Genomic DNA, 23,715 nt, shown 5'->3' with positions numbered 1-23,715 from the left:
GCTGATGCGAAATATATTCAAATAGGGGAAATTAAGACTATTTAAACCCTATTTCTATCGTATTTCAAATTTATTTCCATCATATTTCTACCTTATATCAATCAACATATGAAGACAACCAAACATTTAACCCTGGCCATTTTATTGGTCATCAGTTCCCAGACCAGTTCTTTTGCCTGGGGTCCTATTGGTCACTATGTAATCGGAAAATTGGCAGAATGGCAGATGAAACCCCAAACAGTATCCAAGGTTGAAGCTATCCTTAACCATGAATCTATTTCAGGAGTGGGAGTATGGATGGACAATATACGATCTGATAAAAAATACGATTATACTTATACCTGGCATTGGGTTACCACTGTTGATGGGGAATATGATCCCAAAATCCAGGAACCAACAGGGGATGCGTATGCTGCTTTTTTGAAGATTAAAGAAACCCTAAAAAAAGGAGGCCTGAGCCCTGAGGAGGAAAGAGACCAATTGAGGATGTTGATCCATATTGTAGGGGATTTACATCAGCCTTTCCATGTAGGAAAACCGGGAGATCGGGGAGGAAATGATGTAAAAGTGAGTTTTTTCAACAAAGAGACCAATATTCATGCGGTATGGGATTCCGATCTGATTGAAGGGAAGAAAATGAGTTATACCGAAATGGCTACTGAATTTCAAAAACGTATCAATCCAGAGCTTATCCAAAAATACACTTCCAAAACCCCGGCAGACTGGTTGAGAGAAGCTGTAGCAATTAGGCCGGCAATGTATGACATTCCTGAAAATGGAAGAATAGGTTATGAATATATCTACAAGCATTACCATCATGTTGAAGAGCGATTGATTGCAGGAGGTATACGCTTAGCACAGGTTTTGGAGGAGATTTACGGATAGAAAGAGATATTTAGGGTAAAAAAACAGGGCCGGCTAAAAATTTTAGCCGGCTTTTTCATTTTATTGAAACAAAAGAGTCATTTGGGGTTGATTTATCTTTTTCAATACTTGACAATATCAATTTTGATAGAGAATTTAGGATAACATTCTTACATAAAATGTAGTAAAGTAAGGATAAATAGTAATCTACCTGCCAAAAGGTTTTAAAACATGAATAATTGGAGCGGACTTTCCTTTATTTTTTTTATGATTATGTCTGCTTTATTTTATTCTCATGACCTTTACGGACAAAAGAAACCAAAAGGTATGGTCAAGATTAAAGGGGGCCCACCGGAGAATTTTGATGTGTTTTATTCCAGGTTTCATCAAGACAGCATATTTCAGCTATCAAGGTTGAAGGATCCATTATTAGGAATGAAGAAAATTAATGGGCAGGAAACCCCATGGACATTGGATAACTGGGATTATATGACCACCAAAATTCAGGATTTTGATGCTTCTCATTATAAAACTAAAACTAAGCGGAAAAAAAAGTATTTTGAGCAGGAAATCTGGTCAGAAAACCTGGAATATCATGCAGCCTACAGGTTTGAATTACATGGGAGTAAATGGTATTTGGTTTTTGCTTATAAGGAAGATAGTAGCAATGATTGATACCTTTGGAAACCGATTTTTTTATGTTCTTAAATATGAACTAAATGGATGAAATTAAACCCATAAAAAAAGTATTTGTCACGGGTTCAAATGGTTTGTTGGGAAGTAACCTGATTGAAGAACTCCTGAACCTTGATTACCATGTCAAAGGATTGGTGCGTAATCCCGCTACTTATGTGGGCTTTAGGCATCCACATCTTGAACTGGTTAAAGGAAGTCTTTTTGATGATTTGAGGAATTCATTGAAAGACTGTTCATTTGTCATCCATGTGGCAGCGGAGACATCTCCTGACCTATTAAATTATTCGGATTACCAGGAGACAAATGTAAAAGGTACCCTGAACCTTTTACATGCTGCTATAGACCAAAAGCTCGAAAAGTTCATATTCGTGAGCACAGCCAATACCATTGGATACGCTGATGACTTCAATAAAGGCGAGGAACACCAACCTATGAAATCCCCATATGACCAATCATTTTATGCTTTAAGTAAATTGGAGGCTGAGGAGAAGATATTACAATATTCAGATAGGATTGATATCATCATTGCAAATCCGACTTTTATGCTTGGGTCTTATGATACCAAACCCAGTTCTGGACGAATTATTTTAATGGGATTGAATAATAAAATCATTTTTTATCCACCTGGAGGGAAAAACTTTGTAAATGCAAAAGATGCCGCCCTAGGATTAGTCAGATGTATGGAATTGGGGAGAAATAGTGAAAAATATATTTTGGCAGGAGAGAACTTAACTTACAAGGAGTTTTTCGAAAAGCTTAGCACAATGGTAGGCAGAAAACCCATTTTCATTAAAATACCGAAAGCAGTTCTGGTTTTATTTGGATTATTTGGGGAAATTCTAAGAAATTTCAGGATCAAAACCAGTCTGAGCAAAGCGAATATGTTGATTGTGTGTATCAATAATTTTTATTCCAATGATAAATCCAAAAAATATTTGAAAATCAGGTATTATCCAATCGAAAAGGGGATAACTGAAGCCATTGATTTTTTTAAGAAAAATAAAAAAATTAAATTTTAATGAAATTTATAATTTTTGCAGAAAGTGGCTATTATCAACCACTTATTGTTTATTTTTATATACTTTTCATTGGTTAGCTACTATTTAATCTTTTAATCAAACAATTTAAAGAATTCGCTATGGAAGATTTATCCAATTATGCTTCAAGTTTTATGGATTGGGCGGTAGTTTTTGTCCCAAAATTGGTGGGAGCGATATTGGTATTTATAGTTGGTCTATATGTGATCAATTATATTTCCAGTTTGATCTCCAAAGGTCTCAACAAAAAGGGTATCGATGTTTCCCTTCACTCATTTTTCAGCAGTCTGGTTTCAGTAGGCCTTAAAGTCCTTCTTTTGGTATCCGTTGCCGGTATGCTTGGCATACAAACCACCTCCTTTATTGCAGTTATCGGTGCCTTGGGTTTGGCAGTAGGTCTTGCCCTGCAGGGTTCTTTGGCCAATTTTGCCGGAGGAGTATTGATTCTGGTTTTTAAACCTTTTAAAGTCGGGGACCTAATTGAGTCCAATGGGCAACTGGGTGTTGTGACTGAAATACAGATTTTCAATACGGTCTTGCTTACTCCTGAAAATAAAACTGTCATTTTAGCAAACGGAGCCGTTTCAAACAATACGATAATCAACCTGACCAGGCATGGTAACCTCAGAGTAGATATCAGCATGGCAATAGCCCCTGATAGTGATTTAGTCAAAGCCAAAAAAGTGGTCATGGATGTTTTGGATTCCCATGAATTCGTTTTAAAGGATCCTGCCCCTAGTGTGAATGTATTGAAAGTTGGGGATGGTATGGTTACCCTGGCTATAAGGCCCTATGCAACTCCAGAACACTACTGGGATGTGTTTTTTTCAGTTCAGGAACAGGTAAGGGAGGCATTTTCTAAAAATGGAGTTGATGGACCAATACCTACAAGAGTTATCATTAATAAACCTTGATTAAGGGAATTTCAAGTTTAGAAAAATTTAAAACCGGCTTCTTTGAGATGCCGGTTTTTTGTTAATTAGGTTTGAAATTGAAGTAAACAAATAAACCATGCCTTGGACCAATTATCATAACCATTGTAAATACTGTGATGGGGTGGAAGATATTGAAACCCATGTGGAGAATGCCATCCGTGAAGGTATCATCAGCATGGGTTTTTCTTCCCATAGTCCAGTTTTCTTTGAAAATAAATGGTCAATGAATGTAACCGATATGCCTTTGTATTTAAGGGATATTCAATTGGCAAAAGAAAAATTCTCCGATCAGATTGAGATTTACAAAAGCATGGAAATTGATTTCTTTCCTGAGCAATCCGGAGTCATTAATAAATGGACAGAAGATTTGGAATTGGATTATTCCATAGGTTCAGTTCACTTTATCGATGCTTTTGAAGATGGAATTCCTTGGGAAATTGATGGTCCTTTGTTGACATTTGAGAAAGGCCTAAATGAAATTTTTGACAATGATATCCGGTGTGTTTTGGAAAAGTATTTTGACTATACTATCCAGATGCTTGAAAATGATTGTCCTACAATTTTGGGTCATGTAGACAAAATCAAAATGCAAAACCATCATAGTTTTTTTTTCAGTGAAAGTGAAGCTTGGTATATAGATCTTTTAAAACAGACCTTAGAAGTTGCTGCGAAATCAGGGGTGATTGTTGAAGTGAATACCAGAGGCTTATATAAGAAAAGGGCTTCAGAAACCTATCCCGGAATATTTGGACTGCAATTGCTTAAGGATTTTGGTCTTCCGGTTTGTCTCAATTCCGATGCCCATCATCCAAAAGAAATTATCGGAGAATTTGAAAATACTGCTAAACTCTTGAAACAAATAGGATTCAATGAATTGATGGTGTTGAAAAATAATACCTGGCAGGCAAGGCCTTTTGATTTAAGTGGAATACATTGGTAAAATAAATATGTTGTTCAAACACTTGGGTTATGATAGAAATCCCGGAATCCAAAACACTCAGTTTACAGGCCGTTAAGGCACTGAAGGGGAAAAAAGTGATCAAAGTTTTTCCTCCTAGCTATGTCCATAAATTGGCATGGTTTGAAGGTGATCCCAAAGATTACCCCAAATTACTTGAAGGCAGGAAAATCGAATCCGTGCATGGACATGGTATGTTTGTGGATATTCATTTTGACAGCGATGTCAGTTTGTCGGTCAGTGATGGCACGAATTTGAGGTTAATCCAGAATGTGAAAGAGGCACCCAAAAAGCATCAATTATTGTTGGTTTTTGAAGATGGAACCTGTTTGGCTTTTACAGTGGCCATGTATGGAGGTATTATGGCTTTCAAAGGTAGTCTTGAAAATAAATACCATATTGGAAGTTTGAATGCCATCTCTCCTTTAGATGAGGCTTTTGATGAGAGTCATTTTTATGGAATCCTTGATGCCGCAAAAGACATTTCCGCAAAAGCTTTGCTGGCTACTGAACAAAGAATTCCGGGTTTAGGCAATGGGGTTTTGCAGGATATCTTATTCAATGCCGGTATCCACCCCAAAAAAAAGAAGTCAAGTTTGACCGAATTTGAAAAAGAAGAACTTTTCCATAGCCTGAAAACCACTCTCAGGAAAATGACTGAACAGGGAGGAAGGGATACGGAAAAGGACCTATATGGGAAAAATGGAGGGTACAAAACAATTCTATCAAAAAACACTTTGGATCAACCATGTCCGAATTGTGGAGGAAAAATAGTGAAGGAAGCCTATATGGGAGGAGCGGTTTATTTCTGCCCATACTGCCAGAAACTGTAAATGCATGATATTATAGTTCTCCTTAATCTAGTCATCAAGGTAAACCAGCAAAGGAAAAAAAATTTTTTAAGACCAATATTTTTCAAAATTTAGAAGTGAATAGCAAAGAAATAATATTAGCCAAGTTGCAAAATAGCGTATAAACAATTTTTATTTTTTTCATGATATTGTAAGGGAATTGAAAAACCCTTTCCCATGCATGATCTGTTAAAAGTATCATTTGGGTTTCACACGGTGGAACTTCAAAAATTAAATGGTTATGACAATGTCAACTATTTAGTAGAAACAGACAGGGGAAGATATATATTTAAAACCTATCCATATACCGCAGAAACCTTTGATTTGGTGCAGGCGGAGACAGAATTTTTGCATGCTCTGCAAAAAAGGTTTTTTGGAAGGATTCCCGAACCTGTTCCCTTCGAGGATGGAAATTATGTCAAACTGCTTGAATTTGATGGGCAAAAGCTGATTGGCAGGTTATTGACTTTTTTGGACGGGAAATTCATGGGAGACCAGAATCCTTCAAAGCCGATGTATTGGTCTTTGGGCTTTTTTTTAGCCGAATTAGATCTGGAACTTGGAAAACAAAAAAGTTATTTATTTCAATCCCGGAAATGGGAATGGGATATTCAATACTTGGAATTGGTACAAAAATATCTTGAAGATATTCCTTCGATCAATGACAGGAATACTGTTCGGTTTTTTTTCCTACAGTTTGAGGAAAATGTCAGACCACATCTTTCAGGCTTGAGAAAATCCTTTATTTATAATGATGCCAACGAATGGAATATTCTGATCAGGGATAATCAGGATTTGGCCCTGATTGATTTTGGTGATTTGACTTATGGCCCGTTGATTCAGGAGGTGGCGGTAGCCATGACTTATGCGGCTTATGACAAGACAGACTATCTGGGGTATGCGGTTGAGCTATTAAAAGGGTATAATTCCGTAATTCCCCTTGAAGAAAAAGAATTGGACCTGTTATATTACCTTATCGCAGCTAGGTTATGTATCAGTGTTTGTAATTCGGCGCATGCCAAAAAAACAGATCCTGAAAACACATATGTTTCTGTCAGTGAAGAAAATGCATGGAAAATGCTTTATGGGTGGTTGCGGATCAATCCGATTGAAGCCGAAAACAGGTTCCGATCGGAGCTTGGATTTGGCAGTAGGAAGGTTCCTTCTCTGGAAGAAAGTTTGGCATACAGAAACCAGTATTTGAGCAGCATCTTATCCGTCAGTTACAGCAAGCCTATCAAAATGGAAGGAGCTGCCTTCCAATACATGTATGATGCCTATGGAAATACTTTATTGGATGCTTATAACAATATTCCACATGTGGGACACTCCCACCCAAAGGTGGTAGAGGCAGGCCAGCGACAAATGGCAAAGCTCAATACCAATACACGATATCTCTATGACATTTTGCCCGCTTATGCCGAAAAATTATTGGCTAAATTTCCTCCCTCATTGAACAGAGTCTTTTTTGTCAATTCCGGAAGTGCAGCAAGTGATCTGGCTATAAGAATGGCAAAATGGCATACCAAAAGAGAAGCCATTATGGTGATGGAGCATGGATATCATGGCAATACCCAGATTTCCATAGATATTTCAGATTACAAATTTTCCAACCCCAAAGGGCAAGGACAGAAAGAAAACATTCTCAAAGCCTGTTTACCGGATACATTCAGGGGACATTTTACTGAAAATAATGGCATAGCAGGTAGGGCATATGGAGAGGAGGCAATTCAGCAAATGCAAATGTATTCCCAACCTATAGCAGCTTTTATTACCGAACCAATTGTGGGCTGTGGAGGACAGGTTCCACTGGCAAATGGATATCTGGAGGCACTTTATCCTGCCATCAGAAAACTGGGAGGACTTTGTATTTCAGATGAGGTACAAACCGGATTCGGGAGAATTGGAGATCATTTTTGGGGCTTCCAACAGTATGGAATAGTTCCTGATATGGTTGTTTTAGGCAAACCCATGGGTAATGGTCATCCTATGGGTGCTGTGGTCTGTACAAAGGAAATTGCTGAATCTTTTGAAAAGGGAGTGGAGTTTTTCAGTTCTTTTGGCGGTAATCCTGTTTCCTGTGCCATAGGCCTGGCAGTTTTGGAAGTAATTGAGGAGGAAGGTTTACAGGAAAATGCCAAAAAAGTAGGAGATTATTACAAATCCTTATTGGAAGCCCTCCAAAAGAAATACGACTGTATTGGGGATGTGAGAGGATCAGGGTTATTTCTTGGGGTGGATTTGGTCAAATCAGGAACCAAAGAGGAAGATCCTCAGTTGGCTAAGTTGATCAAAAATGAACTCAGAGAAAGAAATATTCTCATCAGCACCGATGGCCCTAAAGACAGCGTCCTAAAGACCAAGCCACCTTTGGTATTCACCAAGGACAATGCCCTTCAAGTGGTGGAGGAAATGGATAATATTTTGAAAAGAATCATTTGATTTCTTTTTCTATCAGGGAAATTCTGCTTTTGGTCAATTTATTTATTTCAATTTACTGGGAAGGTTTATTTTTGAAAAAAGTTATATGAAATTCAAGCAATTACAGTTTCCTGAAAGTCTATCGGAAAAAGGTTCTATACAATCTTTTATGGCCTATGTTAATGCTTTAGAAGAAAAGAAAATAGAGGCAAAATTGGTAGAAAAGATCAACCTTATAATTGATCAAATTAATCTTTATGAAAAGGATGAAAAAACTTTCATCCCCAAGCTTAAAAAAGCTCGGTCAAAAATTGTAGCGCTTGTGGAAAAAGAAGCCAAACTTGTCCCTATTGGTTATTATCAAAATCAATGGATGGCATTGGGAATGGCAGCTTTTGGTATTCCATTTGGTGTCATGTTTGGGATTGCCTTAGACAATATGGCTTTTATTAGTCTTGGTATTCCCTTTGGATTGTCGATTGGGTTAGGGGTTGGTGCAGCCCAGGATGAAAACGCCAAAAAGAATGGGAGGCAGCTAAATGTGAAAATCAATATTTGATAGATCACAAGGCTACATGCCGGAATAAATAAATTAACATTTATTTCCTTTTCGCGATAAAGACACCGTTGGGTTGGATAAATTTTGCTTCTTTGATATTTCCATTTTCATCCTCTAAAAATTCAATGGTAAATCCTTCCAAAATTTTTAAACTGAACTTGTCTTTTCCTATCGGTAAGAGCTCATATTCAGGTTGGCCTGTCACAAATAAGAAAAGAGTTTTGGGCTGACTTGGTTTGGTATAGAATTTAGAAACCATTCCGGCCAGGTCATACTCACCTACCAATCTTTCCAAGGATTTTTCATCAACTTCAATGACCTTAGGATTTCTTTTAAATTCTATAGGTTCAACAGTTGGTTCCAATTTAGCGCTCATGCTGGAAATGTCTCCTTGGTCATTCGTCCTGAAATTGAACATTATGGGGATATTTTGGGTAGTGTCCACTTTGCCATCAGTAATAGCATATGGGGTAAAAATATTGTAATGGTAGTGTTTAAGCCACATTTTTCTTGTTTTTACACGGGCCATCAAAGAATCTTTTTCCACATATACCTCCATGGTTCCATATCCCGGATTGGAATAATCGCCTGCAAATTCTGTTAGGTTATGAGAGGGTCTTGTTCCCTTTTTTTGATTGGAGCTTTGACTAGAAGATGCCTCCTTGGAAGCTGCTTTTGCTTTTTCTGACCTTTCAAGGTAATATTTATTCCAATCTGTAGGAGTGACTTGAAGAATCCTGTCTGAAATCATATTCCTGACCAAAGAAGGAATCACGGAGCCATTTTGGTTGGATAGCACTACAATGCCTACACTATCCATGGGAAAAAAGGCGGCATTGGCAGAAAAGCCGTCAATATTACCTCCATGTTCCACACGGTAATGTCCTTTATAAGAAGAGATCATCCAACCATATCCATAAGTACTGATATGCATATCCGGAAATTCTTTGTCTGGGATACTATTAGCCATAATCATTTGGGGACTGATAGCTTCCTTGACATAAGCTTCCGGAAGAATTTGTTTATCCTTGAATTTTCCTCCATTGATCCAGGTAATCAGCCAATTGGACATTTCATTCACAGAGCTGTTGATACTTCCTGCAGGACCCATGGCAGCAATGTCATAGTAATCCATTTTTTCGATCAGGGAATCCTGTTTGACCTGATAACCAAAAGAAGCATCATTACCTTTTCTCAGACCATCTATCACTGCATTGGTGGTCTTCATTTCCAGAGGCCCGAAGTACTTATCCTGGAGATTTTCCTCCCAACTTTTTCCGGTGATTTTCTCTGTAATTACTCCTTGGGTTAAAAACATGAAATTATTGTAGTGCCATTTCTCTCTCACTTTGGCAAAGGGTTCCTGGTATTGAATACGCTGCATCAGGGAGTCCCTGGAATTTGTGGAAAACAAATACCAGCTCAAGTCATGTCTGGGAAGTCCTGTCCGGTGGGTTATGATGTCCCTGATGGTAATCTGGTTATTCATTTCATCATTATTAAACCTTAGTTCAGGAATATAATTGATAGGGCTATCGTCAAAAGAGAGTTTCATTTCTTCAGCTAAAATTCCCAAAAGCCCTGAAGTAAATGCCTTACTGCTCGATCCTATGGCAAAAAGTGTATTGGTGGTTATAGGAAGTTTTTTCTCATAGTCTTTGTAACCAAATCCATTGGCGTAAATGATTTTGTCTTTATCCACTACAGCCACTGTAAAACCGGCAACTTTCCAATCCTCCAAAAGTTGAGAAAGTTCCTCATCCAATCCTGTTTGCCAGTTATCAGGAATTTGCGAAAAAGAAACATTGGAGAAAAAAGCAAAGGCGAGTAGGAGGAAAAATTTTTTCATGGGAGCTGAGATTTTTATTTATGAATGAGAGGATTAAAAATAACTAAATTATGCCGTCATTTCTACTTTTATTTTCCTGTCCATTCAGGTGATTTATTACTTTTACGAAAATGATCAATTTATAAAGTCATAAATTAATCTCACTTGTCCGGTTTTTTTGATACCAAAATTGAATACCTCCGTGGAGTAGGTCCCCAAAAAGCAACCTTGATCAACAAGGAGCTGAATATTTTTACCTATGGGGAACTGTTACAACATTATCCTTTCCGTTACGAAGACAGGACCAAATTTTACAAAATCAGGGAAATCACTGAGGACCTTGAAAATGTGCAGGTAATTGCCAAAATCCGTTCGGTAGAAACCATAGGAGATGGGAGGAGAAAAAGACTGGTAGCCCATATCTTTGATGAAACGGGTGAGATGGAACTCACCTGGTTCAAAGGCCTGCAATGGGTAGTGAAAAAATTGGTGATTGGCCCTGCCTTTGTTTTTTATGGTAAACCCAATCGGTACGGAAGAAAATTCAGTATTGCTCATCCGGAAATGGAGCCCCTTTCCCAAGTTCAGGAAGAGAAAAGTTTTTTCCAACCGGTATATTCTACGACTGAGAAATTGAGATCTAGGTATTTAGATTCCAAAGGCATCTCCAAAATCATGGAAGGCTTGGTTCAAGTAGCTTATCCACAGGTTCAGGAGACCTTGCCTGTGGACATTTTGCACCGATTTAACCTGATTTCAAAAAGAGATGCCCTAAAACAGATCCATTTTCCGGACAATCCTGAAATTTTGAAAAGAGCAAGGTTCAGGTTGAAGTTTGAGGAGTTTTTCTTTATACAACTCAGGCTGCTGAAGCTTAAACTCACCCGCACCGAAAAGTCCCATGGACAGGTGCTCAATCAAACCGATTTGTTGACAAAGTTCTACAAAGAACATTTACCTTTTCAGCTGACCGAAGCTCAGAAAAGAGTTGTCAGAGAAGCATTTACAGATATGAAGTCTGGGAAGCAAATGAACCGGTTGATTCAGGGAGATGTGGGCAGTGGGAAGACCATGGTAGCCTTTATCTGTATTTTGATCGCCATCAGTTCAGGAGCTCAATCCTGTTTGATGGCACCAACTGAAATTTTGGCCAATCAGCATTATGAAGGTCTGAAGGAATATGCTGACCTGATGGGTTTAAATATTGCCCTGTTGACAGGGTCTACGAAAAAACCTGCCAGAAAAGTGATCCATGAAATGCTGCTTTCCGGAGACCTGCACATCATAATTGGCACACATGCTTTGTTGGAAGATGTGGTGCAGTTCAGGAATCTGGGTTTGGCCATCGTAGATGAGCAGCACCGTTTTGGAGTAGCCCAACGGGCGAAACTTTGGGCCAAGAACGAGCATTTTTATCCACATGTTTTGGTGATGACTGCTACGCCGATTCCAAGGACTTTGGCCATGACTTTGTATGGAGATCTTGACATATCGGTAATAGATGAATTACCGGCAGGAAGGAAGCCTATACAGACCGTACACCGCTATGACAAGGACCGATTGAAAGTCTTTGGCTTTATGCGCAAGCAGATTCAGGAAGGCAGACAGGTGTATGTGGTCTATCCTTTGATCCAGGAATCTGAAACCATGGATCTTAAAAACCTTATGGACGGCTATGAAAGCATTTGCAGGGCATTTCCGGAATTTCCGGTAAGTATCGTACATGGGGATATGAAGCCTGCGGATAAGGATTTTGAAATGCAGCGTTTTGTTAAGGGTGAGACCAAGATTATGGTGGCCACCACTGTGATTGAGGTGGGGGTAAATGTGCCCAATGCTTCTGTGATGATTGTTGAAAATGCAGAACGATTTGGACTGTCCCAACTGCATCAGTTAAGGGGAAGGGTAGGCCGGGGAGCAGATCAGTCCTATTGTATCCTGATGACCAAATATGAACTGTCCAAAGACAGCAGGATCAGGTTGGAAACCATGGTAAGGACAAATAATGGCTTTGAGATAGCGGATGTGGACCTAAAGCTCAGGGGTCCAGGCGACCTGATGGGTACTCAGCAGAGTGGTTTAGCGGATTTGTTGATTGCAGATTTGAGCAAAGATGCCCCGATACTTACCATGGCCAGAGATGCAGCCGAACAATTATTGCAAGGTGATCCTGAATTGGACCGACCCGAACATGCCATGGTACTCCGGCAGATCCGGGCGCAGAAAAAGCATGAGATCAATTGGAGTAGGATTTCATAAGAGAGCTGCTCTTGTTCCGGATTTTTAGTTGCGTTACATCCTGTAAAAGCAACAATTAAAAAAATAAAATAGGGATATGTAAGTAAATTATTAGGCTGAAATTTTTTAGATTTGGTTAAGCACTAAAGCATTTCCATATGCGAATGTTGAGGTTATTTTCTCTTTTCTTGATAGCAGGATTGTCCTATCCATTCGTCTCATGCGCTCAAGTTTATTTTTCCCGGCCGCTTCCGGTGGATGCTGAAAATAGGTATAAATTTCCAAGTTCTTTAAGAGGGTCATTTAAAGATCAAAAAAGCTTTTATGTTGTAACCAAGAAGGCATTTATCCATTTTGAATCAGATGAATTCTATGTAGAGAATTCGGATTCGCTTTGGTGGGAAAATACCTCTGAACTATTTTTTCACAAAGCCGCTACACCTTTCCAATTAAGAAATGGGAAGTTAGATTTTTATAAATTTTCGAAATCCAGTTTCGAACTGAATCAAGACCAGTTTTTGAGAAAAGCAAGTAAGGATGTTTATGTCCTAAACAAACAGATCGGTGATAATTGGAAGGTTAATCCTATTGTCAGAAAATCAGCCAGAGAATTGGAGGTATTATACCTTTACAAGAGGGACGTTGTTGAAGAGTTAAAAGATGGAGAATTATTAGATGTTTTTTGGACTAAAGAAGATATTATTCAAAGAATAAATGATGGATTATTTAGTGTGGATAGAACTTATTATCGGACTAAAAGAAGATACACTTTTGATCTGGTTAAAACACCTGAAATAATCAAAATGGAAGACAATTAAAGTTGATAGAAAATGAGAATAATCTTGATTGTAGTGCTATCAATATTTCTTCTTGTATCCTGTAGGGGAATTTTTCCTAATTTCCAGGATGATGATTTTTTGTCAGAAAAGCCACAGCCTTCCTGGAGGAAAAACATGTATACTTTTCCTAAAGAATTACAGGGATTATGGGTGAACGTAATTAAATATGATAATGAAAAAGAATTTGAAATAGATAGCACTTGGATCGATCAGAAAAACTATATAAAGTTCAAATATAGTTCTATGGTTCTATTAAAAGATGAATTGGAAAAAGATGATGTACATTGGGAGATTCAAGAGGGTAAATTGTTTGTAATTCAGGAAGAAGATACAACAACATTTGAAAATGGACCTAATCTTTCGTTTTTAATCGATACCGAGGGTAATCTAACAGTGAAAAGTAAAGAAAGTTCAGAACTACTCACATTAAACCAAGATGTCTTCTTGCGTAAAGTGAATAAAAATACCTATGCATTGAATTATAAGCATCCTGAGGGCAGGGGCTGGGATATTTTTCTAATTCAGGCGGAGGAGTTTCAGTGATGGGTATAGTGTTATCCATTCAACCTCTCTTTTGGGCAAAGGAATTTTTGATTTATTGAAAAATGGGTGCTGTTATATCAGCACCCTTTTTCCTGTAGCAGCCGATTCCAGTATCGCTTCCACAATTCGGATATCTCTTAAGCCTTCTTCTCCGGGCACCAGCAAAGGTCTGTTTTCCATGATGGCCAGCGCATCCTGATCCATTTGGTTGGCCTGTTGCCAGGGAACCTCATAAGGGAAGTTGATTTCACCCAAGGGGCTTTTCCCTTTATTGCCCGCATAGGCTTGGAAGGGAGACATTTCAATGGCACCGTTTTCACATTGTATATTCAGGTAATTCACATTTTCAAAAAAGGAAGTTTTGATATTGCCCATCACCCCGTTTGGAAACTCTAAAATGGCTTCCACTACCTCTCCCAATCCGTCTTTATAAATTTCAGGCCGCTCTGCATAAACTTTGGCATATTCTATAGCAATGGGTTCCATATTGGTACCTAACCTTGCGCCCTGAATGGAATAAACACCCATATCATAAATCACTCCTCCGCCCATTTCTCTTTTTTGTTTCCAGTGGTTAGTTCTGTTTTCCCTGTAGCCGGCAGCACAATCCACTCCTATGACTTTTCCCAGTTTTTCATTTTTGACAATATCCTGGAATGCCTGGGTATTGGGTTCATGTTGGCAGCGGTATCCTATTGCAAGACTGACTTTGTTTTCCTTACAGGCATCAATCATGGACTGGCATTCTTCCACGGTTACGGCCATAGGTTTTTCACACCAGACATGTTTTCCTGCCTTAGCCGCCCGGATGGTATACTCCATATGCATGGAAGGGGGCAATACCACATAGACCACATCAATGTCAGGATTATTGGCAATAGTGTCAAAGTTCTGATAGTTGTAAATATTCTTGTCGGGAATATTATATTTCTTCTTCCAATCTTCCGCTTTGGAAGGGGTGCCTGTTACTATACCTGCCAGGTAGCAATGTTTGGTTTGCTGAAGTGCAGGAGCTAAAAGGTCTGTGCTGTAATAACCGAGCCCGACTAAAGCCACACCCAATTTATCTTTTGCTGGTTTAGGATTACATGCCATTAAACTGAAAGGAGAAAAAAGGCTGATTCCTGTTCCAAGTGAAATCGTCTTGAGTGTGTGGCGTCTTGAGATTTTTTTCATGGTTATAGGTTTTAAGGTTTTCAGGGAATACGTAAAGCTGCTGATGAATTTAATGCTTTTTTGGCAGGCCTTCAAAAAAATTGACTAAATTAGAAAACAAGCACATTGAATAACCAAATCTATTAGCCATGAAATACTGTTTTCTTTTGATCTTTCTTTTTTTATCTCTGAATTCCTTTGCCCAAAACCATACACAACCCCATCTGAATCTTGATGAAGCAAAACGCATTGCTGATGCTGCTGAGGCAAGGGCCAAGCAGGACAACTGGAATGTGGTAATTGCCATTTTGGATGGTGGCGGCCATTTAATTCTCCTGAGAAAAATGGATGGAACCCAAATTGGAAGTGTAGATGTCGCTCATGCCAAAGCCAAATCAGCTGTTTATTTCAAAAGGCCAACGAAAGTTTTTGAGGACGCGGTAAATGAGGGGAATACAAGAATTTTGTCCTTACCCAATGCCGTGGCAGTTGAAGGAGGAATTCCCATATTTAAGGATGGGATTTGTGTTGGCGCTATCGGAATTTCAGGAGTAACTTCCTCACAGGATGCCATTATTGCAGAGGCAGGGTTAAAGGCATTATAATCATTTAACATAGCCTTGCAGTCAACTTAGGATTTTAGGTTAACAATTTCAGTATTCTTTTTTAAAGTTGGAACAAATGAAGAGCTAAGGCTTATTGAATAACATATGAAGAGGAAATATCTACTTTACCTATTTTTTCTAATCTTATTATTTTCCTGCAAAAAACAATCTCCTATTCTTTCGGAGGGATATGTGGAGGTCAATGGAGGAAGGATTTGGTATGAAGTTTTTGGAAATGGTCCCGAAGCGCCTGTTTTGTTGTTGCATGGTGGACCAGGAGGGACCAGTTTTGGATTTGAACCATTAAAGGAAATGGGATATAATGGTCCGATAATTTTTTGGGAACAGTTGGGTTCGGGAAGGTCAGATGCATTGACCGATACCTCCTTAATGACGATTGAGAATTATGTTGATCAGGTCGAGCGGCTCCGTAAGCATCTTGGGCTGAAAGATTTTATCCTCTATGGCCATTCTTGGGGTACCATGTTAGGTATGGATTATTATTTGGCTTATCCTGATGAAGTCAAAGCCATCATTTTTAGCAGTCCCCTATTTAGTACGGATTTGTGGATAGCGGATGCCGATACCCTGATCGCCACCTTACCAGATTCGGTACAACAGGTCATCAGGTACCATGAATCAATTGGTGAATACGAACATCCGGATTATCAGGAAGCTACTAAATTATATTACAGCTTATATGTGACCCGAAAAGAAAGGCCCAAAATGGATAGAAGCCATTTGAATCTGGCTTCAGGGGCGAATGTTTACCTTTATATGTGGGGACCCAGTGAGTTTACTTCCACGGGAACTTTAAGGGATTACGACCGGATGGAATACTTGCCTCAGATCAAAGTTCCGGTTTTATTGATGACTGGGGAATTTGATGAAGCGAGGCCAAATACCGTAAAATATTACCACAGTTTGGTACCCAATTCCCAATTTGCCATAATTCCCGATGCAGCCCACAGTACCTTAAATGACAATAAAGAAGCGACTTTGAAGGCGGTTAGGGAGTTTTTGGAGAAGATTGAGAACTAATAAATCAAATTTTAGAAATATGAGTAAAAAAGGGAAAAATCAAGCTGAATTTGTAAAATGGTTTGGGCCTTTTTGTACGTTTGCTTATTTGCTGTTCCCATAAAACTTATCATGGAATTTGTACCTGGCATCATTTTTAGACTTAACCGTTTTGGATTCGGTATCAATCACCATTACCGGAGGATTTTCGTCATTGGCGATAGCTTTTGGCCATTCAGGCAAGCCCTCGCCATTTGGATTATGGGTTTTGATAAAGTTAGCAAAATAATTAAACATGGTCGCGGAAGTCTGATAGTCATGTGCAGTCCAGGCAAATTCTTTAATTCTGTCCAAATTGCCCATGGCATATTCTATTTCCGCGGCATGAGGTGCCCCTAAATCCTTTGGTCTGGGAGGGGCATTGTCAGCTCTCTTGGATGTTCCACCTGCCAATCCCGCTTCCAGGGTTTGGTCCACCATGGGTGGCCTCAATTTGGCATAAAGGTAACGGTACACAGGCTGCTCGGAATTTTTTCTATGGAGGTCAAACCATTTCCAGGTGCTGTAGGAAATAAATCTGTCCCCTGCCAAGTCCATAGCTGAATAAGCTACCTGTTCTTCGGTTTCATGTGGATAAAGTTTCAGGACTTCGGCATAATCCTTGGGATAGGTTTCCTGTACCTTTTTGATAAAGTTATCCTTAGTGGATGGTAGACCCTGCATGAATGCTGCTGCCGGATTTTCCTGGGTATTCCAACCTAAAAGTAAAGGAACTTGGGCCTGTTCTCTGGCATTGAAAATTTCGGTCAAAGATTTGGGTAATAAGTAACCGTCCAAAACGACAGGAAATCCGAACCTTCCCGATTCATTATACATTTCATAGAGATCACGGGTGGGTAGTTTTCTTGCCTCAGCTATACTATTAACTCCGAATTTTTGAAAAAACTCCACCCCAGCTTTTTCACCTTCCGACAAAGGTACCGGAGCAAGGGCAGTAATTCCTGCCCCGCTTTCTCCAATGGCAGCGGAAATTAGATTTTTTGAAAGTGGGGATGCCATTTGATAGCTCACAGATATGGATCCGGCGGACTCACCTGCGATGGTCACCTTTTTAGGATCACCCCCAAACGCCGCAATGTTATCCTGCACCCATTGCAAGCCCAATGCCTGATCCAAAAGACCATAATTACCGGATGCTTTATAGGGAGCTTCTGCACTTAATTCAGGGTGGGCCAAAAATCCAAACACGCCCAATCTATAATTGATGGTAACTACAACAATCCCTTCTTTGGCCATATTTTCACCGTCATATCTGGGTTCAGAGCCGTCACCTGCTACAAAACCACCTCCAAAGAAATACACCAATACGGGCAATCCTTTGGTATTCCTAGTTGCCGGAGTCCAAACATTGAGGTAAAGACAGTCTTCACTGACCCCATTGGATCTGGAATTCATGTCTCCCCAGATCAGTTTTTGGACTGGTCTTGGTCCGAATTCTTTGGTTTCTTTCACCCCTGACCAGCTGTCGATGGGTTGGGGTGCTTTCCATCGGAGTTCACCTATAGGTGGTTTGGCAAATGGGATTCCAAAATATTTTTGAATTCCTGTTTTGGTATCATAATTTCCTTCAATGACTCCATTTTTTATGGTGGTTTGAACAGGGAAGGAATTATTTCCCTGTGCCATTGTACAACCAAGTGAAATCATAAACAGGATAAAATAGAGGATGGGTTTATTGGACATGATTATTGGGATTGACTATCATTATGTATATACTACACAATGATAGTCAATCGTTTTCAAATCTTCAATAAATCAAGTGATTATTTATCATGTTTCCATTATGAAAAAGACAAAAAAATCCCCACACTTTATCAAATAAAATGTGGGGAGAGAATTTCTTGATTTATTCTCCTCTTTCAGAAGCCAGACCCACTTTTTCAGGAGATCTCCATAATGCCGAAAGAATGAGTTCCCTCATAAAGAGAAATTCTTTGGGAATTTTATCATAAGACTGTTCAAATAGTTCAGAATGACCCAAAAGTTCCTTCTTCCAAGGCTCTCTTTCGATCACCATAATACTATCGAATTCTTCCTTGCTGAAGTCTTCCAAACCGTTCCAGTCCATATCTTTATACCTTGGTCTCCATCCTATAGGGCATTCTACGGCTGAAATTCTTCCTTTACATCTTCCGATAATCCATTTCAAGACTCTCATATTTTCACCAAATCCCGGCCAAATGAAATTACCGTCTTTGTCTTTTCTAAACCAATTGACCCCGAAAATCCTTGGTGCATTTTGTAGATCTCTGCCGAATTGTAGCCAGGTATTGAAATAATCACCCATGTGGTAGCCCATAAAAGGAAGCATGGCGAAAGGATCCCTTCTAACTTTTCCTACTTCCCCAAATGCCGCGGCAGTGGTTTCTGAACCCATGGTTGCAGCCATATATACTCCAAAACTCCAGTTGAAAGCCTGGTAAACCAAGGGAATAGCAGAACTTCTCCTGCCTCCGAAAATGAAGGCAAGAATTGGTACCCCATCAGGGTTTTCCCAATCAGAATCAATTACAGGGTTTTGGTAAGCAGGGGCGGTAAATCTGGAGTTTGGATGTGCTGCAGGTTTGCCGCTGTTTTTATCAAAGGGTTTTCCATGCCAGTCAGTTAATCCATCAGGCACATCTTTGGTCATTCCTTCCCACCAGACATCCCCGTCCTTGGTGATGGCCACATTAGTAAAGATGGTATTGGCCTTGATGCTTTCCATGGCGCTTGGATTGGTTTTATAATTCGTACCCGGTGCCACGCCAAAATATCCGGCTTCGGGATTGATGGCATGTAATCTTCCATCTTTTCCTTTATGTATCCAGGCAATATCATCACCGACTGTGGTAATTTTCCAGCCCTCCATTTTTTCAGGAGGAACCATCATGGCAAAATTCGTCTTTCCACAGGCACTTGGAAATGCAGCGGCAACATAGCTTTTCTCCCTTTGGGGGCTCTCAACTCCCATAATCAGCATATGTTCTGCAAGCCAGCCTTCTTCCCTGCCCATAGAACTTGCAATGCGTAGTGCGAAGCATTTTTTTCCCAATAAGGCATTCCCTCCATAACCACTTCCATAAGAAATAATCAGTTTTTCTTCAGGGAAATGGGAAATATATTTTACACTTGGATTGCATGGCCATTTCACATCTTCCTGGCCTTCAGCTAAAGGAGCACCAAGCGTATGAATACACTTTACAAAATTTTCATCTATATAGGGCATGGCCTGATTACCCATCCTAGTCATGATGCGCATGTTGATCACCACATATTCACTATCAGTAATCTGTACGCCATATCTGGAGAATGCAGATCCTACCGGCCCCATACAGAAAGGAATGACATACATGGTCCTACCCTTCATACTACCTGAGGTCAGTTCATCCAAAATGGATTTCATTTCCGTAGGGTTCATCCAATTGTTTGTTGGACCTGCATCTTCTTTTCTCCTACTGCAGATATAAGTTTTATCTTCCACCCTGGCAACATCACTTGGATCCGAAAAACAAGCAAAACTGTTAGGCCTTTTTTCAGGATTCAGTTTGATAAAAGTCCCTTTATCAACTAGCATCTGACAAAGTTTGTCATATTCCTCCTGGGAGCCATCACACCAATGTATACTTTGAGGTTTAAAATGGCCGGCCATTCTCTCCACCCAGGTTTTTAATTCGGTTTTGATTTCTGCAATCATAATTCTGATTTTTTAGTAAAAATGAAATGGTTAAAATTTGGGTTTAAATAGGTTTCCTTATTCAAACTTAATTGATTGACAGTTTAGATTTGAGGAATTTTATGAATTTTTTAAGGGAATTGAAACAAATAGTTTTTTCTATTTTTTTGCTGGCTTGTTTAGAATGTGAACAAATATTTAATCTTCAGAAAAAAATGAAATTTTACTTAATTTATTAAAAAACTTAAGTGGAAAAATTCAAATTTATTTTTTTATATAAAAAAAGGTAAAGATTTACATTTTAAAACAACATTTACCAAAAACAATACCTCACGGAAAATAATTTTAAAAAATATTAAAATAACCAAACTAATTATTTTGAAATTTCTAGTTCTTACTTTAAATTTCGTAGTTTAGTATTATTCAGGTATTAAATTTTAAAATTAATTAACAACAATCCCATTAAACCTATGAAAAAACAATTATGGAATTATGTATTCCTGTTGTTTTTCCTGCTGAGTTTAAGCATTGGAAATCTTGCTTTCGCTCAACAGAGTCAAATAACAGGAAAAGTAATCGACAAGGATTCAGGTGATGGAATCCCTGGGGTCAGCGTATTGGTAAAAGGAACCACAAGAGGATCCATTACTGATATAGACGGAAATTACTCAATTTTGGCATCACCAGAAGAGACTTTGGTAATATCCTTTATCGGATACGAATCTGTAGAAGAGCTGATTGGAAACCGATCGGTTATCAATGTTGGCCTTTCTCAGACTGTACAGGCGCTTTCCGAAATCATTGTGGTTGGTTACGGTACTCAGGAGAGAAAAGAAATTACCAGTGCGGTTACCAGTGTGAAAGCTGAGAATTTTAACCAGGGAACAGTAAATGACCCTAGACAATTGCTCCAAGGTAAAGTAGCAGGTTTGAATATTGCACGACCAGGTGGAAATCCAAATAGGGGTTTCAACATGCGTTTGAGAGGTATTTCTACTATCGGAGAAAATGCGGAACCACTAGTGGTAATAGATGGCGTGATCGGTGGTTCCTTGGCTACTGTGGATCCAAATGATATTGAATCCATGGACGTATTGAAGGATGGTTCAGCTGCTGCAATTTACGGAACAAGGGGTTCTGCAGGTGTAATTTTGGTCACTACCAAAACAGGAAAACAAGGAAGAACAGTAGTGGAATATAATGGAAGCGTCGCAGCAGAGACAGTAGCCAGAACGATTCCTGTTATGACAGCCAGTGAATACCGTCAGGTTCCCAACATGGTGGACCTTGGTGCAAATACCAATTGGTTAGATGAAGTAACCAGAACCGGTTTCAGCCAGGTACACAACCTATCCCTGGGAGGAGGAAGTGCAACAACAGCATATAGAGTATCCATGAACTACCGTGGGGTGGATGGTGTTGGCATCAATTCCGGTTTTGACCAATTAAATGCAAGGATAAACCTTACCCAACGTGCTTTAAAAGATAAAGCAATCTTTACAGTTAACATTTCCAATACCTCTATTGATAGGCAGTTTGGAAATGAGAACTCTTTCCGATATGCTATTATAAGTAACCCAACTGTTCCTGTCAGGAGTTCATTACCACAGGATGCCCAGTTTGGCGGCTATGCAGAAAGGGATATTTTTGATTGGTTCAACCCGGTTTCTATTGCAGAACAGAATATCGATGACCGTAGAGAAAGCAGATTATTGGCCAGCATCAGAGGTGAATATAACTTCACTGATCGGTTTAGGGCAGCTATATTCTATGCCTCCCAAAGAGAAACTGACTGGAGAGGTGCTTATTCTCCAAAGACTGCAAAATTTGGAGGAGGCTTTGGTAGAAACGGTCTCGCAACCATACAGGATGATGTAAGATTGAATGACTTGTTGGAAACTACCTTAAATTATGATGCCACCGCAGGTAGATTGGAAATGGCATTTTTAGGTGGTTATTCTTATCAGGAATTCTTCAATCAAGGCAACTACATGCAAGCCGGGGACTTCCTGACAGACATATTTACCTATAACAATATAGGTGCAGCTTTGGATTTTGCCAATGGTCTTGCTACTGTATCCAGTTATGCCAACTCCAACAAATTGGTGGCGTTCTTTGGTCGGGCCAATTTCAATTTGGAAGATACCTACTTCCTGTCTTTGAGTGCAAGATATGAAGGTTCTACCCGATTTGGTGCGAACAATAAATGGGGTTTGTTTCCAGCTGTAAGTGCCGGGGTCAACTTGGCGAACGTTTTTCAAATGCCTTCCTCTATAAGTGCTATGAAGTTTAGGGCCAGTTATGGTAGAACAGGTACACAGCCAAATCAATCCTACCTTTCTTTGTTGAGATTTGGCCGTCAGGGTAACTTCTTCTATAATGGAGCCTTTGTACCTTCCTATGGTCCTGTATCCAATCCAAACCCTGATTTGGCTTGGGAAACAAAAGACGAATATAACGTAGGGTTGGACTTTGTTATCCTTAACAATAAATTGGATGGTGCTATTGATTATTACACCAGGGTCACTACAGGAATGTTGCTTCCTATCAACGTACCCGTACCACCAAACTTATTCCCTCAAACTGTCCTGAACATAGGTGAAATGCTGAATTCAGGAATTGAGGTTATGGTCAATTACCAGGCCATTCAAAAATCTGATTTTAGATGGACTACAGGATTTAACTTCTCTACATTGAGGACCAATCTTCGAAGCTTATCAGCTGGAGATCTAAGTTTTGGTGAGGTGAATTATAGATCTAACTTTGGTTCTCCCGGACAAAACCTGACCCAATTGATCCGTATACAGGAAAATGGTCCTCTGGGACAGATTTGGGGACCTAGAAAAGTCGGATTGAATGAAGATGGAAGTCCAAGGATGGCCGTAATTAATGGAACCGCTGTAGACGATAACGGTAACCCGGTTTATTGTAATTGTAATGAGGACAGAACCCAATTGGGAACTGCTTATCCAACCTTCAATTTTGGTATAAACAACACCTTCAATTACAAAAGATGGGATCTGAACTTCTTCTTTAGAGGCTCAATCGGACATTATCTGATCAATAGTTACAGAGGCTTTTATGAAAATACTGAAGGAACTACTGTTCAGAACTATAACATCGTAAAAACAAAATATTATGATCCTGCTGTAACTAAGGCAGAATATAACAGTGACCACGTAGAAAGAGCAAATTTCGTTCTTTTGGACAATGCAACTTTAGGGTATAACTTTAATGTGGGAATTGGAAGGAATGTGACCAGGTTAAGGACATTCCTAGCCGTACAAAATCCTTTCATGTTTACAAGCTACACAGGTGTAGATCCTGAGGTTCGTTATCTTGATTCAGAAACAAATGACCCATTGGCTCCTGGGATAGAACGTAGGGCAACCTATTTTACTACAACCATCACAACATTTGGGTTAAACGTTAGTTTCTAAGCTTAAATTCA

18 protein-coding genes are annotated in these 23,715 nt (G+C 39.3%); 14 read left to right on the top strand and 4 right to left on the bottom strand.

Annotated features, from left to right (window positions below; translation table 11 throughout):
- Window positions 1-108 precede the first annotated feature (108 nt).
- From ACFSKV_RS09270 to ACFSKV_RS09235, 8 genes are all read left to right on the top strand, one after another.
- On the top strand, window positions 109-885 hold the full coding sequence (locus ACFSKV_RS09270) for a S1/P1 nuclease (protein ID WP_380801695.1): 777 nt from the start codon (window positions 109-111) through the stop codon (window positions 883-885).
- Between the two features lie 210 nt (window positions 886-1,095).
- A complete protein-coding gene (locus tag ACFSKV_RS09265; RefSeq protein ID WP_380801694.1) occupies window positions 1,096-1,539 on the top strand; it encodes a hypothetical protein in 444 nt (147 codons plus the stop codon).
- 44 nt (window positions 1,540-1,583) lie between these two features.
- On the top strand, window positions 1,584-2,579 hold the full coding sequence (locus ACFSKV_RS09260) for an NAD-dependent epimerase/dehydratase family protein (protein WP_380801692.1): 996 nt from the start codon (window positions 1,584-1,586) through the stop codon (window positions 2,577-2,579).
- A 119-nt stretch (window positions 2,580-2,698) separates the two neighbouring features.
- On the top strand, window positions 2,699-3,511 hold the full coding sequence (locus ACFSKV_RS09255; RefSeq protein WP_380801690.1) for a mechanosensitive ion channel family protein: 813 nt from the start codon (window positions 2,699-2,701) through the stop codon (window positions 3,509-3,511).
- A gap of 97 nt (window positions 3,512-3,608) precedes the next feature.
- Window positions 3,609-4,472: a histidinol-phosphatase gene (locus tag ACFSKV_RS09250; protein ID WP_380801688.1), complete on the top strand. Its 864-nt coding sequence runs from the start codon at window positions 3,609-3,611 to the stop codon at window positions 4,470-4,472.
- 29 nt (window positions 4,473-4,501) lie between these two features.
- Window positions 4,502-5,323, top strand: a complete 822-nt coding sequence (locus tag ACFSKV_RS09245; RefSeq protein WP_380801687.1) for a DNA-formamidopyrimidine glycosylase family protein — start codon at window positions 4,502-4,504, stop codon at window positions 5,321-5,323.
- 195 nt (window positions 5,324-5,518) lie between these two features.
- On the top strand, window positions 5,519-7,783 hold the full coding sequence (locus ACFSKV_RS09240) for an aminotransferase class III-fold pyridoxal phosphate-dependent enzyme (protein ID WP_380801685.1): 2,265 nt from the start codon (window positions 5,519-5,521) through the stop codon (window positions 7,781-7,783).
- Between the two features lie 85 nt (window positions 7,784-7,868).
- Complete coding sequence (locus ACFSKV_RS09235; protein WP_380801684.1) at window positions 7,869-8,321, top strand: PI-PLC domain-containing protein; 453 nt, start codon at window positions 7,869-7,871, stop codon at window positions 8,319-8,321.
- A 40-nt stretch (window positions 8,322-8,361) separates the two neighbouring features.
- Here the strand turns inward: ACFSKV_RS09235 and ACFSKV_RS09230 are convergent, their stop codons facing one another.
- Complete coding sequence (locus ACFSKV_RS09230) at window positions 8,362-10,170, bottom strand: serine hydrolase (protein WP_380801683.1); 1,809 nt, start codon at window positions 10,168-10,170, stop codon at window positions 8,362-8,364.
- Window positions 10,171-10,314: 144 nt separating this feature from the next.
- On the opposite strand from ACFSKV_RS09230, the gene recG reads away from it, so the two are divergent.
- From recG to ACFSKV_RS09215, 3 genes are all read left to right on the top strand, one after another.
- Window positions 10,315-12,408 (top strand): ATP-dependent DNA helicase RecG, encoded by a 2,094-nt coding sequence (gene recG, locus ACFSKV_RS09225; protein WP_380801682.1) that lies wholly within the window; start codon window positions 10,315-10,317, stop codon window positions 12,406-12,408.
- Between the two features lie 143 nt (window positions 12,409-12,551).
- Window positions 12,552-13,205 (top strand): hypothetical protein, encoded by a 654-nt coding sequence (locus tag ACFSKV_RS09220; RefSeq protein WP_380801680.1) that lies wholly within the window; start codon window positions 12,552-12,554, stop codon window positions 13,203-13,205.
- Window positions 13,206-13,217: 12 nt separating this feature from the next.
- Window positions 13,218-13,769, top strand: coding sequence for a hypothetical protein (locus tag ACFSKV_RS09215; protein WP_380801678.1), 552 nt, complete (start codon window positions 13,218-13,220; stop codon window positions 13,767-13,769).
- A gap of 72 nt (window positions 13,770-13,841) precedes the next feature.
- On the opposite strand, the gene ACFSKV_RS09210 is transcribed toward ACFSKV_RS09215, so the two are convergent.
- Window positions 13,842-14,945, bottom strand: coding sequence for a Gfo/Idh/MocA family protein (locus ACFSKV_RS09210; RefSeq protein WP_380801677.1), 1,104 nt, complete (start codon window positions 14,943-14,945; stop codon window positions 13,842-13,844).
- Window positions 14,946-15,073: 128 nt separating this feature from the next.
- Here ACFSKV_RS09210 and ACFSKV_RS09205 point away from each other — a divergent pair, with 128 nt between their 5' ends.
- Window positions 15,074-15,529, top strand: coding sequence for a GlcG/HbpS family heme-binding protein (locus tag ACFSKV_RS09205; RefSeq protein ID WP_380801675.1), 456 nt, complete (start codon window positions 15,074-15,076; stop codon window positions 15,527-15,529).
- A gap of 105 nt (window positions 15,530-15,634) precedes the next feature.
- Window positions 15,635-16,570, top strand: coding sequence for a proline iminopeptidase-family hydrolase (locus ACFSKV_RS09200; RefSeq protein WP_380801674.1), 936 nt, complete (start codon window positions 15,635-15,637; stop codon window positions 16,568-16,570).
- An 84-nt stretch (window positions 16,571-16,654) separates the two neighbouring features.
- On the opposite strand, the gene ACFSKV_RS09195 is transcribed toward ACFSKV_RS09200, so the two are convergent.
- Both ACFSKV_RS09195 and ACFSKV_RS09190 read right to left on the bottom strand, forming a co-directional pair.
- Window positions 16,655-18,292, bottom strand: coding sequence for a carboxylesterase/lipase family protein (locus ACFSKV_RS09195; RefSeq protein ID WP_380801672.1), 1,638 nt, complete (start codon window positions 18,290-18,292; stop codon window positions 16,655-16,657).
- Window positions 18,293-18,455: 163 nt separating this feature from the next.
- Window positions 18,456-20,285, bottom strand: coding sequence for a phosphoenolpyruvate carboxykinase (GTP) (locus tag ACFSKV_RS09190; RefSeq protein ID WP_380801670.1), 1,830 nt, complete (start codon window positions 20,283-20,285; stop codon window positions 18,456-18,458).
- 449 nt (window positions 20,286-20,734) lie between these two features.
- On the opposite strand from ACFSKV_RS09190, the gene ACFSKV_RS09185 reads away from it, so the two are divergent.
- Entirely contained in the window at window positions 20,735-23,704 is a 2,970-nt protein-coding gene (locus tag ACFSKV_RS09185) for a SusC/RagA family TonB-linked outer membrane protein (protein ID WP_380801668.1), read from the top strand.
- Window positions 23,705-23,715: the final 11 nt, after the last annotated feature.

This window comes from Shivajiella indica (assembly GCF_042683085.1).
In the GTDB taxonomy this organism is placed as follows: Bacteria; Bacteroidota; Bacteroidia; order Cytophagales; family Cyclobacteriaceae; genus Shivajiella; species Shivajiella indica.
The sequence above is the reverse complement of the archived record's forward strand: the minus strand, read 5'-3'. Positions and strand labels throughout refer to the sequence as shown.